The organism is Bradyrhizobium sp. LTSP849, from assembly GCF_000938255.1.
Classification (GTDB): domain Bacteria; phylum Pseudomonadota; class Alphaproteobacteria; order Rhizobiales; family Xanthobacteraceae; genus Bradyrhizobium.
This window is the reverse complement of record NZ_JYMR01000012.1, coordinates 243,800-258,455: the sequence shown is the minus strand read 5'-3', so window position 1 is coordinate 258,455 and position 14,656 is coordinate 243,800. Positions and strand designations below refer to the sequence as shown.

Here is a 14,656-nt window from a genome sequence, read left to right as displayed (position 1 = left end):
GGGCTGGCATTCCGTTGTCGTCATGGAGGCGTGCGGAGACCTTGATCAGAGCGCTGATCGCGAGGCGCGCTCGATGACGAGCCCGTTGAGGAAATCCTCGAGCGCGAGGCGTCCGGCCTCGTGTGCGGCCCGGTGCGAGCGAAACCCGACTTCACGGAGCCTGATGCCCATCGGTCTGCGCTTGCGCCGGATTTCCCACGACCATTCCTGGCCGGCATCGCCGGACCAGGACACGACGACGTAAAAGGATCGTCGGGGCGAAGGGCGCAGCATCAGCTCACCCGGGCCGTGAGCGGCTCCGCGTCCAGCCGATTCTGAAGGCGATAGCCGACGCCGGACTCGGTGACCAGGAGCCGCGGCTGGTTGGGGTCGGCCTCGATCTTCTGGCGAAGCTTGCGCACGAGGATCCGAAGATACTGGATGTTGTCGCGCTGGTTGCCGCTCCAGATCTCCTTCAGGAGCTGATCGTGGGTGACGACGAGGCCGACATGCATGGCGAGAACGTGCAGCAGCCGGTATTCCTTGCGCGTCAGGCGCACCGGGCTGCTGTGCAGCGACACCGATCGGGTCACGAGGTCGACCGACAACGGGCCTGCGGCCACGACCGGATTCTCCGTCGCCGACTTGAAATAGCGCCGCAGCGCCGCCTCGCTTCGCGCCAGCAACTCGGCCATGCCGAACGGCTTGACGACGTAGTCGTCGGCGCCGGCTTGCAGCAGGCGCACCTTCTCGTCCTCGCCAGCCACGACCGAGAGGATGATGATCGGCACGTTCGACCAGGCGCGAATCCGCTCCAGCACATCCGCGCCGTGAAGGTCGGGCAGCGACAGATCGAGAATGATGAGGTCCGGCGAACTGAAGGTTGCGATCTTCAATGCCTCGGTGGCGTTTTCGGCCTCGAGCACGGCGAAGCCGTTAAGCTCGAAGCCCGCGCGGAGAAAGCGCCTGATCTTTGGCTCGTCGTCGATCAGCAGGACGACATTTGCAGGCTTACTCATTTGCAAACGCCGTCAATTCAGAGGTGGATGTCTCGGACGCCGGCAGGGAGATCGACACTGTCGTTCCCTGTCCCGGACCACGGCTGTGGACAGCGATGGTGCCGCCGTTGGCCTGGATGAAGGTCGATGCGATCCAGAAGCCGAGGCCGGTGCCCGGGATCGAGCTCTGATGCCGCGCGCTCCGAAAGGATCGGTGCCCGAGCTGTTGCCGTTCGTCCGCCGTGATGCCGACGCCCTGATCGGACACGACGACGATCACACGGTGAGGCTCGTAACGCACATCGGCCGTGATCGTCGAACCGGACGGCGAGTATTTTGCGGCGTTCTCCAGGATCTGCCCGCAGGCCTCCTCCACCAGTCCCGAATCGACGTGGAGCAGGGGAAGATCGTCGGCGAAATGGGTCTCTATCCGATGTGCCGAAAGTCGTCGCGCACGCCGCTTGATTGCACCGTTCACGATGTCCCTCGGATCCGCCCATTCGAGGCGCGGGTTCAGTCCGCCGGCAGTGACGCGGGTCGCGCTGAGCAAATTGCTGATGTAGCCGTCGAGATGTGCCGTCTCCTCGGAGATCGCCTCGACCAGCGCGTGTATCCTCACATCTGCACGGATCGCCGGAATGGTCTCGAGCACGCTCGCCGAACCCTGGATCGCTGCGAGCGGCGTGCAAAGTTCGTGGGATAGCGTGCCGTGGAAGGCATCCCGCAGCATCTGTGCCTGCAGACGCAACCGCGCGCTCTCCATGGCCTTGCCGATGTCGAGGCGTTGCAGGGTCAGCGCGGTCTCATCGAGGATGGCCTCGATTCGGCGCGATCGCCGCTCGATCGTCAGCTCCGAGCCAAGACCGATATTGACTGCGATCACGCCGTGAATCGACGTCTCCGACGAGATCGCCCTGAGCAGCCAGAGTTCGCGGCGGCGTTCGTCGATGATCGTCCGCGACAGCGGTCCCTCGCCGGAATTCATCGCAGCCGCACTTGCCTTGACGGAAGGCGGTGCGAATTGCGGCTCGGGTGGCTCGAAATGCCCGTTGGTGGTGGTCACGAAGAAGGTCGCGGCGTGCCCGAACGCGCGCTCGAAGTGCTGCCTGATCGCGGCGATCAGGTCGGCGACCGCAAAGCAGGAAGCGAGGCTGCGCGAGAAATCATAGAGCGCGTGCATCTCGCTCTCGCGCTGACGCAGGGTCTCGGTCTCCTTCCGCAGCCGTGAGGCAAGATTGCTGCTGACCAGCGATACGATCAGGAACAGCAGGAGATCGACCGCCTCCTGCGGATCGTCGACACGAAAGCTATAAAGGGGAGCGAAGAAGAAGAAGTCCGCGGCCACCATGCCCGTGATCGAGGCGGCCATCGCCGGCCAGACTCCCCATCGGGTGGCGGCAAACATCACCGGAACCAGATAGGCGATCGGCACCAGGCTGGTTGCGAGCGTCTGGTTGAGCGCCAGCAATGCGGCGGTGACGAGCCCGATGCTGGAGATCGACAGCAGCGGAGGGACTGCTTTCTGCCACAGAACGCGCCACGGCGAGATCTCATCCAGGGCGGCGGCCCCGGACGGTCGCGATGCGAGCTTGGTCGGCCGCGCGCTCGTCATTGTAAACATGCGGTCCAGAGGCAGATGAAGAATCAACTTGTGTACTTGCCCTTGTCGACGACGACACCGAATGGCCCGCGACGGGTTCTCTCGTCAGACGAGACTCGATCGGACAATGTTCGGAAATTTGATCGCAATCGGCTTCCGCCGATCTGCGGCGCGCGCCGGAGCCCGTTCAATGTCGTGATGCAAAGTCTTCAATGTCGTGAACCACCCGGCAGACCAACGATGGTCCAGATCAGCGTAGAAAATCTATGCTGTTGGCGGCACGCAGAAATAAAAAAGAAATAGCCGAAAGGGTCAGTACTTCTACGGAAACGAGACGCAATACATTTCGAGAGGTGTATCCCTGATCTCACTCTCTCATAAGCTGTCTTGATTTACGCCCGCGCCGTGGTTCGAGCCCGCGAAGGGTCTCAGCCGCGTAGCAGGCTTGCATATTGCAACGCGCGCTTCTCGCCCTGGAGCTCCGGCTTTGAGGCGCGATAGAGCCCGGCTTCGTCGGTCGAGCGGCTGTGGGGTGGTGCAAGGGCTGCGACCGCGGCGGCGCTGATCTGCTTCGGCGGATAGAGATAGAAGTCCATCAGCGGCATATGCGGCCCATGCGCGCTCCGTTGCAGCAGGTCGCGGGCGGTCTCGCCGGCGACCGGATAGATCGCGCTCCATCCGGCAAAGCTGCTTGCGAGAATCTCGAGCGAGAGAATCGTGGTCGCGATCCGCACGAAGCCCTCATTGGCCTTCTTGGCGCTGCGGGTCGTCGAGGCGCGGCGCAGCAGCTGGCGAAGCTCGGCATGCCGCTCGATCAGCGGGCCCATGCGAAACTGCCAAAGCATGTTCGGCAGCGAGGCGAAGCCATGAACCTCGTGATACGATTCGATCAGGCTGCGGCATTGCCGCGTCAGAATCTCCGGCAGGAAGGCGAGATCGCATTGAACGCCGTCGCTGGTCGCCTTGCGGCGGCCGCGCGCTGCATGAGTCACGGCTTCCATGGTCGAACCTCGCGAAGCAGATGTGCCTATGCGAGGAGCTTAGCGAGTCCCGACATATATCTTCGATCGACAATCGGGTGCGCATGCATAGCAAAATAATAGCTGTTTGGTTCGGCCGACGCGTTGTTGCGCGCAAGTCGGGCAGGGCGCGTTGCGACCTATGACAGAAATGACACAGCTCGCAGGAAAGGTTGCGCTGCGACATCGTTTGACCGTCAAAAGCGCATTTTTTCGCTGACGATTTGAGCAAACAGGCTGGGCAGTTGATGCTTGTGAATGCAAACGACGATCGAACGCGTCGTTACGCTATTTTATTTTAACGAATGCGCGAGGGAAACCGTATCGCTTTTTATTGGCCTCATCACGAAACATTGCACCTGAAGCTTAACCAAACCGAAAGAGCGCCTGGAAGGCGTCGGTCCAACAGCTTGGGGCACTATGATGAGAAAGTATCTTTTGGCGGGCGTATCGTTGGTGGCGATGGGAGCGGGCAGCGCTGCCGTCGCGGCTGACACGCTTCCGCCGGTGGGGAAGACGTTCTGTGATCCCTACAAGAACTATGCGTGCATGGACTCCTATCTGGGTCAGGATTTCTTGACCCGCTTCATCAACTACTATCGGCTCGAGTGGGGGCATGAATCGGCGCCCTCCGATCCCAAAGCGCCGCCGTCACGCCGCGACGGCTGGCCGACGACGCCTCAGAGCACACCGCCGATGCCGTTCACCGAATGGCCGTATGGTGGTTCGACCAGCATCGGCGTGACGCGGCCAGGCTCGATCGACAGCCCGTTGATGAACGCACTCGGCAACACCAAGCTCGGCGAGGCGATGAGCGACTCGCACATCCAGGTCTATGGCTGGGTCAATGCCGGCGGCAACCTCAGCAGCAGCACGGTGCGCGGCGGCAATGCGCCGGCGGCCTATGATTACAACCCGAATACTGTGCAGCTCGATCAGGCTGTTCTCTATATCGAACGCCTGCCCGACACGGTGCAGAAGGACCACATTGATTGGGGCTTCCGGATCGCGCCGATCTACGGCGAGAACTACCGTTACACCACTGCATACGGCCTCTGGAGCAACCAGCTCCTGAACCAGAACAGGAACTACGGCTACGATGTGCCGATGGCCTATGGCGAGGTGTTCATTCCCTGGCTCGCCGATGGTCTTCTCGTCCGCTTCGGTCGCTTCATTTCGATCCCCGACATCGAAGCGCAGCTTGCGCCGAACAACTACATGTATACGCATTCGATGACGTATACATTCGACAACTACACCAACACCGGTATCCAGACCACGCTGGCGGTCAACAAGAACTGGATGGTGCAGGTGGGTCTTTCGGTCGGCAGCGACACCATGCCGTGGAATTCGGGCGCGAAAATCGCCAATCCGTCTCCGAACCCGCTCTTCCCCAACAGCACCATGCTGAAGGATCCTGGCGCGATCCCGAGTGTTACGGCAGGCGTGCGGTGGACCAGTGATTCCGGCAACGACAGCGTTTACGTCGTGGCCGATGCCATCAACGGTGGAACGTGGGGCTACAACAACCTGCAATGGTACGGCCTGACCGCCTATCACAAGTTCAACGACCAGTGGCACATCTCGTTCGAGACTTACAACCTGCACCAGAACAATGTGCTGAACGCGAATAATCCGGCTGCGATGGCCGCGTTTCTTGCGGGCGGCACGCCGTTCTCTCCGCAATACGTGCCGTTCAACGCACCCGGGCTGGCCCAGTGCAACAGTGCGGCCGTGTTCGCCTGTACGGCTTCGGTGCAAACCTATCTCGCCTATCTGAACTACAAGGCGTCGCCGCTCGACAACATTTCCTACCGGATCGAGTTCTACGACGACAAGCAGGGTCAGCGCACCGGCACCAAGACGCGCTATGTCGAAACCGGCATCGGCTGGCAGCACTGGTTCTCGCCGCAGATCGAGATCCGGCCCGAGGTCTCCTACTACAGGTCGCTGGATGCCAACGCGTTCAACGGCAATGGGAATCTCGGCATCGCTCCGAACAAGAACTTCGCCCTGATCGGCTCGGCCGACATCATCATTCACTTCTGATGCTGGGCCACCTGGCGGCTTCCGAGCCGCCGGGGTCTTTGGAACAAATTCGACAGGGGGTTACAATGAAACGGATTCTTCTCGCCACGGCCTCGCTTTGCGCGCTCGGTCTCATATCACCGGTGCTCGCGGCCGATCTTCCGATCTACGGCAAGGCACCGGCTATTGCGACGCCGCTCTATGACTGGTCGGGCTTTTACATCGGTGCGTTCGGCGGCGGCGGCTACGGCAACCACAACCTGAACAACGCAACGGGCCCGGCAGGCTTCGCCAATTTCACCGCCAACTACTCCTCCAAGGGTGGTCTCGGCGGTGGCGAGATTGGTTACAACTGGCAGAGCGGCAACATCGTCGTCGGCGTCGAGGCCGACGGCTTCGGGGCGGACATCAAAGGCAACGACAATTTCGCCCTCGGTTGGGACGACGCCACCAAATTCGGCTGGGGTGGCACGCTGCGGGCGCGTGGCGGCATCGCCGTCGATCGCCTGATGCTGTTCTTCACCGGCGGCTGGGCCTATGGCGAGCTCACTCACACCAACACCAATCCGGGCGTCGGCGTCGACACGTTCAAGGCGACCCGCAGCGGCCTGGCCGCTGGCGGCGGCATCGCCTATGCGATCACCGACAACCTGATTGGCAAGATCGAATATCGCTACCTGGATTTCGGCACGTTCCACCGCGATGCGCCCACCAACGGTGTACTCGCCTACAACGTGGCGAACACGTACTCGGTCGTGACGATCGGACTCGACTTCAAGTTCGGCGGCAACGCAGTCGTCGCGAAATACTGACGCCCTTGGAGGAGGGGGACAGCATGACCGGCAGGCAGCTAAGTCGGAAGGTTGCAATGATGATCGCTCTCGCAGGGCTCGGCGCTTGCCTTGCCGGATGCGTGAGCGATCTCGACGCCGCGACCGGCGACACGTCGACGCCGCATCAGATGCGCTATTACGGCGGACCGAAAAATCCGATGTGGCCGAGCCAATGAGCACGATCGCCAGAACGGGCTGCGCGACAGGAGCTGTCATGCGAGTCGCAGTCGGTCTGATCGTCGGCCTGACGCTGATAGCGGGCGCTGTCAGTCCTGTGCAAGCAAGACATGCTAACCACCGGCATGTCCATCACACCAAGGCGGCACCGACGCAGTTCGTCGATGCCTCGTCATCCAATCTCGGGCCGATGCGCTACTACGGGGGACCGAAATCGCCGATGTGGCGCGGTCCGGCTGAGAACTGAGCCCAGGCGGGCAAGGCCAAGTCCTCTCGGGAGGCACGGGAGTGCATGAGCCAATGCGCGTGTTTGTGTCATGACATTCGGTTCGATCTTTAGCCGTCGACGGCTCGCCATGCTGGCGGTTGTGTCGATCGTCGTCGTCGTGGGCGCCATTGGTGGCCCGCGGATGCTGGCGTCGCACGGCAAGTCGACAGAGACATCGAGCCAGGCCAGGGCAAAGCCGCCGCGTTATGTTCCCAGCGCGACGGAGCTGGCGAGCCTGTCGATCGAGCCGGTCACGGAGCGGGTGTTTCGCGCCGAGCACGTGACGGAAGGCAAGATCGCAGTCAACGAGGATTCCTCGACCCCGATCTTCTCGCCCTATGCGGGCCGCGTGGTCAAACTGCTGGTCAAGCCGAGCGACACGGTCGAGCGCGGGCAGCCGCTGTTCGTGGTCGAGGCCACCGACACGGTGCAGGGCCTGAACGATTTCGTGACGGCGCTCGGCGCGCTCAATACCGCTCGCTCCAAGCTCAACCTCGCGCAGATCGTCGAGAAGCGTGCCAACGATCTCTATGCCGGCAAGGCGGTGCCGCTCAAGGACTGGCAGCAGGCGCAATCCGATCTCATCACCGCGCAGAACGACGTGCGCTCGGCGGAGACCGCGCTCGAGGCGGCGCATAATCGGCTGCGTATCCTCGGTCGTTCCGAGGAGCAGATCACTAAATTCCAGGAGACGCGCCAGATCAGCGCCGAGACGCCGATCTCTTCGCCGATCGCCGGCACGGTCGTGCAGCGCAAGATCGGCCCCGGCCAGTTCATCAGCAGCGGCGCCAGCGATCCCGTCTTCGTGATCGGGGACCTGTCGACGGTCTGGCTCACGGCCTTCGTGCGCGAGAGCGAGGCGGCGGATATCGCCATCGGGCAGGACATCGCCTTTACGGTGTTGGCGCTTCCCGGTCGGGACTTCAAGGCACGCGTCGACTATGTCGCCGCCGCCATCGACCCGTCGACGCGGCGCCTGATGGTCCGCGCCACCGTCGACAACAAGGACGGAGCGCTCAAGCCGGAAATGTTCGCCAACGTCACCGTCTATGCCGGCGCGAACCGACCCTCGGTCGGTGTACCGAAGCAGGCGCTGATCTACGAGGGTGAACACGTGCGGGTCTGGGTTTCCCGCGACGACGGTTCCGTTGAGCTGCGCGAGATCCAGGTCGGCCTGATCAATGGCGACCTCGTCGAAGCGCGTGGCAATCTGAAGGCCGGTGAGAAGATCGTCACCCGCGGAAGCCTGTTCATCGACCGCGCCGCGTCCGGCAGCTAACGCAGGATCGCCGGATCACATGGAACGTCTTGTCGCTTTCGCAGTCAACCGCCGCTTCCTGATGGTCGGGCTGTTCGCCGCCATGATGATCGGCGGCCTGATCGCGTTCCAGCAGCTCAACATCGAAGCCTATCCCGATCCGACGCCGCCGATGGTCGACATCGTGACCCAAAGTCCGGGTCTGTCGGCCGAGGAGATCGAGCGCTACATCACGATCCCGCTCGAGACCCAGGTCGCCGGCATCAAGAACATGAAGGTGATCCGGACCATCTCGCTTTATGGTCTGTCGGACGTCAAGCTCCAGTTCTCGTTCGACTACACCTACGAGCAGGCGCTCCAGCAGGTTTTGAACCGGCTGTCGCAACTGCCGCCGCTGCCCAACAACGCACAGCCGCAGATCTCGCCGCTGAGCCCGATCGGCGAAATCTACCGCTACAGGCTGGTTGGCCCGCCCAACTATTCGGTGCTCGACCTCAAGACGTTGCAGGACTGGGTCCTGCAACGGCGTTTCCGTACCGTGCCCGGTGTCATCGACGTCACCGGTTGGGGAGGGCGGACCAAGACCTACGAGGTGCAGGTCGATTTCAACAAGCTGGTCGCGAACGGCCTGACGCTGCCGCAACTGCTCCAGACCATCAGCAATGCCAATGTCAATGTCGGCGGCAACACGGTCGATATCGGGCCGCAATCCGCCGTGGTGCGCGGCGTCGGATTGATCCGCTCGATTCATGCGCTCGAGAATACCATGGTCGTCTCGAACGGCGGGACGCCGGTGCTGGTGCGCGACGTCGCCACCGTGGCGGTTGGCGAACAGCCGCGGCTCGGCATCGCCGGCCAGGATCAGGACGACGACATCGTCCAGGGTATCGTGCTCATGCGTCGCGGTGAGCAGAGCTCGCCGACGATTTCCCGCGTCGAGGAACTCGTCTCTTCCATCAATAATTCGACGATCCTGCCGCCGGGCGTGCGAATCGAGCGCATCTACGATCGCAAGGACCTGATCCAGACCACGACCCATACCGTGCTGGAGAACATGGTGGTCGGCATCGGCCTGATCGTGCTGCTGCAGTGGATTTTCCTCGGCGATCTGCGCAGCGCCATGATCGTGGGCGCCACCATTCCCTTCGCGCTGTTCTTTGCCGTGATCATCCTGGTTCTGCGCGGTGAATCCGCCAATCTGCTGTCGGTCGGTGCGATCGATTTCGGCCTGATTGTCGATGCCACCGTGATCATGGTGGAGGCGATCTTCCGCCGCCTGTCACATACCGAACGGCTGACGGCCGGTGAACAGGCGTCGATCTCGGCCTACACCATCATGGGCATCAAGCATCATGCCATCCTGACGGCTGCCTCCGACGTCTCGCGGTCGATCTTCTTTGCCGCCGCCATCATCATCGCCGCCTTCCTGCCGCTGTTCACGCTATCGGGCGTCGAGGGCAACATCTTCGGCCCGATGGCGCGCACCTATGCTTACGCGCTCGCGGGAGGCCTGCTTGCGACCTTCACGGTGACGCCGGCGCTCAGCGCCATCATTCTGCCGGCGCATGTCGCGGAAACCGAGACGTTCCTGATGCGGTGGTTGCATCGGCTCTACATGCCGGTGCTGGGCCGCTCGCTCGCGCATGGACGGGTCGTGCTGGCCGGCGGCGCTGTGCTGATCCTGATCACGGTCGTCGCGGTGCGGCTGCTCGGCCTGGAATTTCTGCCCAAGCTGGAGGAGGGCAATCTCTGGATCCGCGCAACCCTGCCGCCGACCATCTCGCTCCAGGAGGGCAACTCCTACGTCAACCAGATGCGCAAGGTGATCGCCGCCCGACCCGAGGTCGAGTCGGTGGTCTCGCAGCATGGTCGGCCAGACGACGGTACCGACGCGGCCGGCTTCTTCAATGCGGAATTCTTCGCACCGCTCAAGCCTGCCAAGGAGTGGCCTGAGGGCGAGGACAAGGACGCGCTGACCGCGACGCTGCTGGCGCAGCTCCAGGAAAAGTTTCCGGGCGTCGAGTTCAACTTCTCGCAATATCTCCAGGACAACGTCTCGGAGGCCGTGTCGGGCGTGAAGGGCGAGAATTCGATCAAGCTGTATGGCAGTGACCTCCAGGCGTTGACCGACACCGCGAACAAGATCAAGGCGCAGCTTGCCACCGTGCAGGGGATCACCGACCTCGCGGTGTTTACGTCGCTTGGCCAACCGACCATCCAGATCGACGTCGACCGTGCCCGCGCCGCGCGTTACGGGCTGTCGCCCGGCGACATCAACACGACGATCAAGACCGCGATCGGTGGCGACAGCGCCGGTGATCTCTACGAGCCGGGAAGCGACCGCCATTTCCCGATCATCGTGCGGCTCGCGCCGCAGTACCGGCGCAGCGCTGAAGCGATCCAGAATTTACGGATCGGCGCGCAGGGGCCGAACGGCGTCACCCAGGTGCCGCTGAGCGAGGTCGCGACGGTCAAGGTCCTCTCCGGCGCCGCCTACATCTATCGCGAGCAGCAGGAACGCTATCTGCCGATCAAATTCTCGGTGCGCGAGCGTGATCTCGGCAGCGCGATCCGGGAGGCACAGGAGAAGGTCGCGGCCAACGTGCAATTGCCGCCGGGCTCGCATCTCGAATGGGTCGGCGAGTTCGGCAATCTCCAGGATGCGATCAAGCGGCTGTCGATCGTGGTGCCGATCAGTCTCGCGCTGATCGCGATGCTGATCTGGTTCAATTTCGGTTCGGTGGTCGACACCATCCTCACCATGAGCGTGATCCCGATGGCCGTGCTCGGTGGAATTCTCGGCCTGCTCTTGACAGGCATTCCCTTCAGCGTCTCGGCGGCGATCGGCTTCATCGCGCTGTTCGGCATCTCGGTGATGGACGGCATCATCATCCTGTCCCAGTACAATGCGCTGATCGACGAGGGCATGGAGCGTGGCGCCGCAATCCTGCGCACCGGCGAGCTCCAGCTTCGTCCGGTGCTGATGACCTGCGTCGTCGCAGGCATTGGGCTTCTGCCCGCGGCGTTGTCGAGCGGTATCGGCTCGCAGGTGCAGAAGCCGCTCGCGATCGTCGTTGTGGCGGGCATGATGCTGGCGCCGATCGTCATTCTGGTCACGCTGCCGGCGCTGATTGCGATGTTTTCGCGACGGACGCGGCCGGGACTTGCGGCACAGCCTCAGTTGGCGCCGGCGGAATGAGGTGCGGTGTGCGTGGGAGCGTTACAAGGCGTGTGATGGAGTCCGGGCTGACACTGACGCTCGCCGTGGTCGGCGCGATGCTCCTGGCTTGCGGACCGTTGCGTGCGGAAACTTTGTCCGAGGCGATGGTCAAGGCCTATCAATCGAGCCCGCAGCTCAACGCCGATCGGGCCCGCCAGCGCGGCACGGACGAGAACGTGCCGCAGGCGCTCGCCGGCTATCGGCCGCAGTTGGTCGCAAGCCTCAGCGCCGGCTTGCAGGCAGTCAGGAACACGCTGCCTGACAATACGATTCAGGGGGCGACGCTGCGCCCGTGGACGATCGGTGTGACCGTCAGCCAGGTTCTATTCAACGGCTTCAGGACCGCCAACAGCGTGCGCGTCGCCGAGTATCAGGTTCTGTCGGGGCGTGAAGCGCTGCGCAATACCGGGCAGGGCGTGTTGCTCGATGCGGTCACGGCCTACATGAACGTCTTGGCCAACCAGGCATTGGTCGAGGCCCAGCGCACCAACGTCGCCGTGCTGCGCGAGATCCAGGCGACGACACGGAAACGCCTCGATGCCGGCGACGTGACGCCGACGGATACGGCGCAGGCCGAAGCGCGGCTCAGTCGTGGCCTTGCCGATCTCAACGCCGCCGAGGTGGCGTTCGCCATCAGCAGGGCGACCTATGCCCAGGTGATCGGCGAGCCGCCCGGCCAGTTGGCGGCGGCAACGCCGGTTGACCGCTTTTCGCCGCAGACGATGCCGGCATCGATCGAGACCGCAGGTCATGAGCATCCGGCGGTGCTTGGTGCGGGCTACGACGTGGATGTGGCGCAAACCACGATCAAGGTGGCGGAAGGCAGCCTGCTCCCGACGGTTGCCGCGCAGGCCAGTGCCAGCCGTTCGAAGGATTCGGATTCAACGCTGAGCACGTTTGCAACCGATCAGGCATCGATCCTCGGCCAGATCAATGTGCCGATCTATGATGGCGGCACTGCGGCTTCTCAGACGCGCCAAGCCAAGGAGCTCGCCTCGCAAAGCCGCTTGGTGCTCGAGCAGGTAAGAAACCAGTCGCGGACGGCCGTCGTCGGCGCGTGGGTGTCCAATGAAGGCTCCAAGGTCGCACTGACAGCGGCCGAGTCGGAGGTGAAGGCGGCAGATGTCGCACTCCAGGGCGTTCGCCGCGAGGCGGCCGGCGGCCAGCGCACCACCATCGACGTGCTCAATGCGCAGCAGGATCTGACCAGCGCGCGGACGCGCCAGATCCAGGCGCAGCATGACCGGGTGATCGCATCCTACACGCTGCTCAGCGCCGTCGGTCGGCTGGACATCCGCACGCTCAATCTCAATACGCCGGACTATCTGCCGGAAGCCCACTATCACCAGGTGCGTGACGCCTGGCACGGCGTTCGGACGCCGTCCGGACAATAAGCGCTCGCGAGAGGAGGTCCATGCATGATCCGCAGACGACGCGCACTGTGCATTCTGGTCTCTGCCGCTGCCGCGATGTCGGCGTCTGCTTTCGCAGCCAATGCCCAGGGCTTGGGCCGCGGCAAGGGCAACTCGGGTCCGCCTCCGGTCGAAAACCGCCCGAAGATCGACGAGAAGGCGTATAAGGCAGCTCTCGACAGGATTCCGGTGCCTGACGAGAAGTACGATCCCTGGGGCGGCGCCCGCGCCAGCGATCCGGCAAAGCCGGCAAAAAAGAAGAACTAAAGCGCTGCGAGCCGAGTGGCATTCGCCAGCAATTGCGAGGAGCGTCATGGCCGAGCAAATCACCGTCACCGACGAAGGCGCCACCCGCATCATCACCATGCGCCGGCCAGAAAAGAAGAACACGCTCACGCAGGGGATGTACCTGGCGATGAGCGACGCCATCGAGTCCGCACAGTCCAACCCTGCAATCCGCTGCCTGATCCTGACGGGCCGCTCGGGCGTCTTCACCGCCGGCAACGACATCAGCGATTTCCTGAAAGCGGCGACCGAGGCCGATGACGGCGCGCGTCCCCGGAATTCGGTGGTCTTCCTCCAGTCGCTGGTCAACAACACCAAGCCGATCATCGCCGCCGTTGACGGCATCGCGATCGGCATCGGAATGACGATGGTGGTGCATTGCGACTACGTGATCGCAAGCACGACGACGACGTTCTCTTCGCCCTATATCCAGTATGGCCTCGTGCCTGACGGCGCCACCAGCCTGCTCGTTCCGCATATGGTCGGCCACCAGCGCGCGTTTTCCATGCTGGTCATGGGCCGAGAGATGAGCGTGGAGCAGGCCAGGGAAGCCGGCCTCGTCAATCAGATCGTACCGCCCGGGCATGCTGTGGTTGAGGCCCAGAAGGTCGCGCGAGAGATTTGCGCACTGCCTGCCGATGCGGTCGCGATGTCGCGTAAGCTTCTGAAGCTCCCGACCGAGGAGATCGAGCGCCGGATCGGCTTTGAGAACCGCTGCTTCGCAGAGCGCATGCGCTCGCCCGAAGCGCTCGCCGCATTCCAGAAGTTCTTTACACGCAAATCGAAGTGAGGCGCTCGCGCCATAAAGCCGGAGCATTTGCGTCGGATCGCGATGGCTACGTTATTGCTACGGATATGACGGACAACCGATATGGATTTCCTATGCCCGACCGGGCAATTGATCCGCGATGCCAGCCAAACGAAGCAACAGGAACGGAAATTTGTCGCGCGGAAAACCTGTCCTCATGATCTGCTTGACTGTCGGCTGGTTTGCAACAGCCGGACCTCTCGCTCTCGCCCAAACCACCCCACCGCCGGCGCAGGATGGCCTGCTCAGAAGCGGGCCGCCGACATGGGACGCCAATCGCGACGGCATTTTCACCTGCGACGAATGGAAGGGCTTTGCCGACCGGATATTCACCTTGGCGGACCGCAATCGAGACGGGAAACTCGACAAGACTGAATTTGTGACGGTGCAAAAAGCCGATGCGGCGTTGGCCGATGCCGATTTCGGATATTTCGACGAGAACCAGGATGGCAAGATCGCGCGCAAGGAGTTCGTCGACAAGCCGAGCGCATTCATCATGCGGTTCGACCGGAACGGCGATTGTCGCGTCACGGCCGACGAGATAAGGGCGACGACTGCCCCCAAAGGTCCGCAGGGGCCGGCGGAGCGGCCGCGGGACAGATTTCATTGAAAACAGGGGTCTGAATCGGTGGCCCCGGCCCGGGGGCAGTCCAGTCAACGCGCAAAGCTGACACGAAGCTGACGAAGGACAAAAAGCCGGGCGGCGCTCGCCTTTTTGCTGGCCGAACCCTGCCGAATGGTGGAAGAGAGCAAAGATACGGCGCGAGCCGT

14 protein-coding genes are annotated in these 14,656 nt (G+C 62.8%); 10 read left to right on the top strand and 4 right to left on the bottom strand.

The genetic code is table 11. The annotated features are described in order from the left end of the window. Positions 1-45: 45 nt before the first annotated feature. The 4 genes from UB31_RS10635 to UB31_RS10620 all read right to left on the bottom strand — a co-directional run bounded on the left by UB31_RS10635 (position 46) and on the right by UB31_RS10620 (position 3,578). Positions 46-273 carry a hypothetical protein gene (locus UB31_RS10635; protein ID WP_156162765.1) on the bottom strand — a complete coding sequence of 76 codons (228 nt, stop codon included), beginning with the start codon at positions 271-273 and terminating at the stop codon, positions 46-48. Beyond that, positions 273-998, bottom strand: coding sequence for a response regulator (locus tag UB31_RS10630; protein WP_045000923.1), 726 nt, complete (start codon positions 996-998; stop codon positions 273-275). Before UB31_RS10630 ends, UB31_RS10635 begins: the two co-directional genes overlap by 1 nt. Continuing rightward, on the bottom strand, positions 991-2,589 hold the full coding sequence (locus tag UB31_RS10625; RefSeq protein ID WP_045010824.1) for a DUF4118 domain-containing protein: 1,599 nt from the start codon (positions 2,587-2,589) through the stop codon (positions 991-993). The genes UB31_RS10630 and UB31_RS10625 overlap by 8 nt, the downstream gene beginning before the upstream one ends. 416 nt (positions 2,590-3,005) lie before the next feature. Next, positions 3,006-3,578 carry a hypothetical protein gene (locus UB31_RS10620; RefSeq protein WP_045010823.1) on the bottom strand — a complete coding sequence of 191 codons (573 nt, stop codon included), beginning with the start codon at positions 3,576-3,578 and terminating at the stop codon, positions 3,006-3,008. 441 nt (positions 3,579-4,019) lie between these two features. On the opposite strand from UB31_RS10620, the gene UB31_RS10615 reads away from it, so the two are divergent. From UB31_RS10615 to UB31_RS10575, 10 genes are all read left to right on the top strand, one after another. Further along, on the top strand, positions 4,020-5,645 hold the full coding sequence (locus UB31_RS10615) for an outer membrane beta-barrel protein (RefSeq protein ID WP_082078486.1): 1,626 nt from the start codon (positions 4,020-4,022) through the stop codon (positions 5,643-5,645). Between the two features lie 65 nt (positions 5,646-5,710). After that, positions 5,711-6,436 (top strand): outer membrane protein, encoded by a 726-nt coding sequence (locus UB31_RS10610; protein WP_050044750.1) that lies wholly within the window; start codon positions 5,711-5,713, stop codon positions 6,434-6,436. 56 nt (positions 6,437-6,492) lie between these two features. Next, positions 6,493-6,633 (top strand): hypothetical protein, encoded by a 141-nt coding sequence (locus tag UB31_RS41330; protein ID WP_156175285.1) that lies wholly within the window; start codon positions 6,493-6,495, stop codon positions 6,631-6,633. Positions 6,634-6,671: 38 nt separating this feature from the next. Then, positions 6,672-6,881 (top strand): hypothetical protein, encoded by a 210-nt coding sequence (locus UB31_RS10605; RefSeq protein ID WP_045000919.1) that lies wholly within the window; start codon positions 6,672-6,674, stop codon positions 6,879-6,881. A gap of 70 nt (positions 6,882-6,951) precedes the next feature. Continuing rightward, complete coding sequence (locus tag UB31_RS10600) at positions 6,952-8,181, top strand: efflux RND transporter periplasmic adaptor subunit (RefSeq protein ID WP_050044749.1); 1,230 nt, start codon at positions 6,952-6,954, stop codon at positions 8,179-8,181. A gap of 19 nt (positions 8,182-8,200) precedes the next feature. Next, complete coding sequence (locus UB31_RS10595; RefSeq protein ID WP_045010822.1) at positions 8,201-11,359, top strand: efflux RND transporter permease subunit; 3,159 nt, start codon at positions 8,201-8,203, stop codon at positions 11,357-11,359. Between the two features lie 35 nt (positions 11,360-11,394). Then, the gene (locus UB31_RS10590) at positions 11,395-12,774 is read left to right on the top strand and encodes a TolC family outer membrane protein (RefSeq protein WP_045010821.1); all 1,380 of its coding nucleotides are present in this window, start codon (positions 11,395-11,397) and stop codon (positions 12,772-12,774) included. 24 nt (positions 12,775-12,798) lie between these two features. Then, positions 12,799-13,059: a hypothetical protein gene (locus UB31_RS10585; protein WP_245305972.1), complete on the top strand. Its 261-nt coding sequence runs from the start codon at positions 12,799-12,801 to the stop codon at positions 13,057-13,059. A 46-nt stretch (positions 13,060-13,105) separates the two neighbouring features. Further along, positions 13,106-13,867 (top strand): enoyl-CoA hydratase-related protein, encoded by a 762-nt coding sequence (locus UB31_RS10580; protein ID WP_045010820.1) that lies wholly within the window; start codon positions 13,106-13,108, stop codon positions 13,865-13,867. 175 nt (positions 13,868-14,042) lie between these two features. Next, entirely contained in the window at positions 14,043-14,495 is a 453-nt protein-coding gene (locus UB31_RS10575) for an EF-hand domain-containing protein (RefSeq protein ID WP_050044748.1), read from the top strand. Positions 14,496-14,656 lie beyond the last annotated feature (161 nt).

Bases quoted from the DNA above. Each gene is read 5' to 3' on its own strand.
- UB31_RS10635 (WP_156162765.1), bottom strand. From the start codon at position 273: ATGCTGCGCCCTTCGCCCCGACGATCCTTTTACGTCGTCGTGTCCTGG.
- UB31_RS10630 (WP_045000923.1), bottom strand. From the start codon at position 998: ATGAGTAAGCCTGCAAATGTCGTCCTGCTGATCGACGACGAGCCAAAG.
- UB31_RS10625 (WP_045010824.1), bottom strand. From the start codon at position 2,589: ATGACGAGCGCGCGGCCGACCAAGCTCGCATCGCGACCGTCCGGGGCC.
- UB31_RS10620 (WP_045010823.1), bottom strand. From the start codon at position 3,578: ATGGAAGCCGTGACTCATGCAGCGCGCGGCCGCCGCAAGGCGACCAGC.
- UB31_RS10615 (WP_082078486.1), top strand. From the start codon at position 4,020: ATGAGAAAGTATCTTTTGGCGGGCGTATCGTTGGTGGCGATGGGAGCG.
- UB31_RS10610 (WP_050044750.1), top strand. From the start codon at position 5,711: ATGAAACGGATTCTTCTCGCCACGGCCTCGCTTTGCGCGCTCGGTCTC.
- UB31_RS41330 (WP_156175285.1), top strand. From the start codon at position 6,493: ATGATGATCGCTCTCGCAGGGCTCGGCGCTTGCCTTGCCGGATGCGTG.
- UB31_RS10605 (WP_045000919.1), top strand. From the start codon at position 6,672: ATGCGAGTCGCAGTCGGTCTGATCGTCGGCCTGACGCTGATAGCGGGC.
- UB31_RS10600 (WP_050044749.1), top strand. From the start codon at position 6,952: ATGACATTCGGTTCGATCTTTAGCCGTCGACGGCTCGCCATGCTGGCG.
- UB31_RS10595 (WP_045010822.1), top strand. From the start codon at position 8,201: ATGGAACGTCTTGTCGCTTTCGCAGTCAACCGCCGCTTCCTGATGGTC.
- UB31_RS10590 (WP_045010821.1), top strand. From the start codon at position 11,395: ATGGAGTCCGGGCTGACACTGACGCTCGCCGTGGTCGGCGCGATGCTC.
- UB31_RS10585 (WP_245305972.1), top strand. From the start codon at position 12,799: ATGATCCGCAGACGACGCGCACTGTGCATTCTGGTCTCTGCCGCTGCC.
- UB31_RS10580 (WP_045010820.1), top strand. From the start codon at position 13,106: ATGGCCGAGCAAATCACCGTCACCGACGAAGGCGCCACCCGCATCATC.
- UB31_RS10575 (WP_050044748.1), top strand. From the start codon at position 14,043: ATGATCTGCTTGACTGTCGGCTGGTTTGCAACAGCCGGACCTCTCGCT.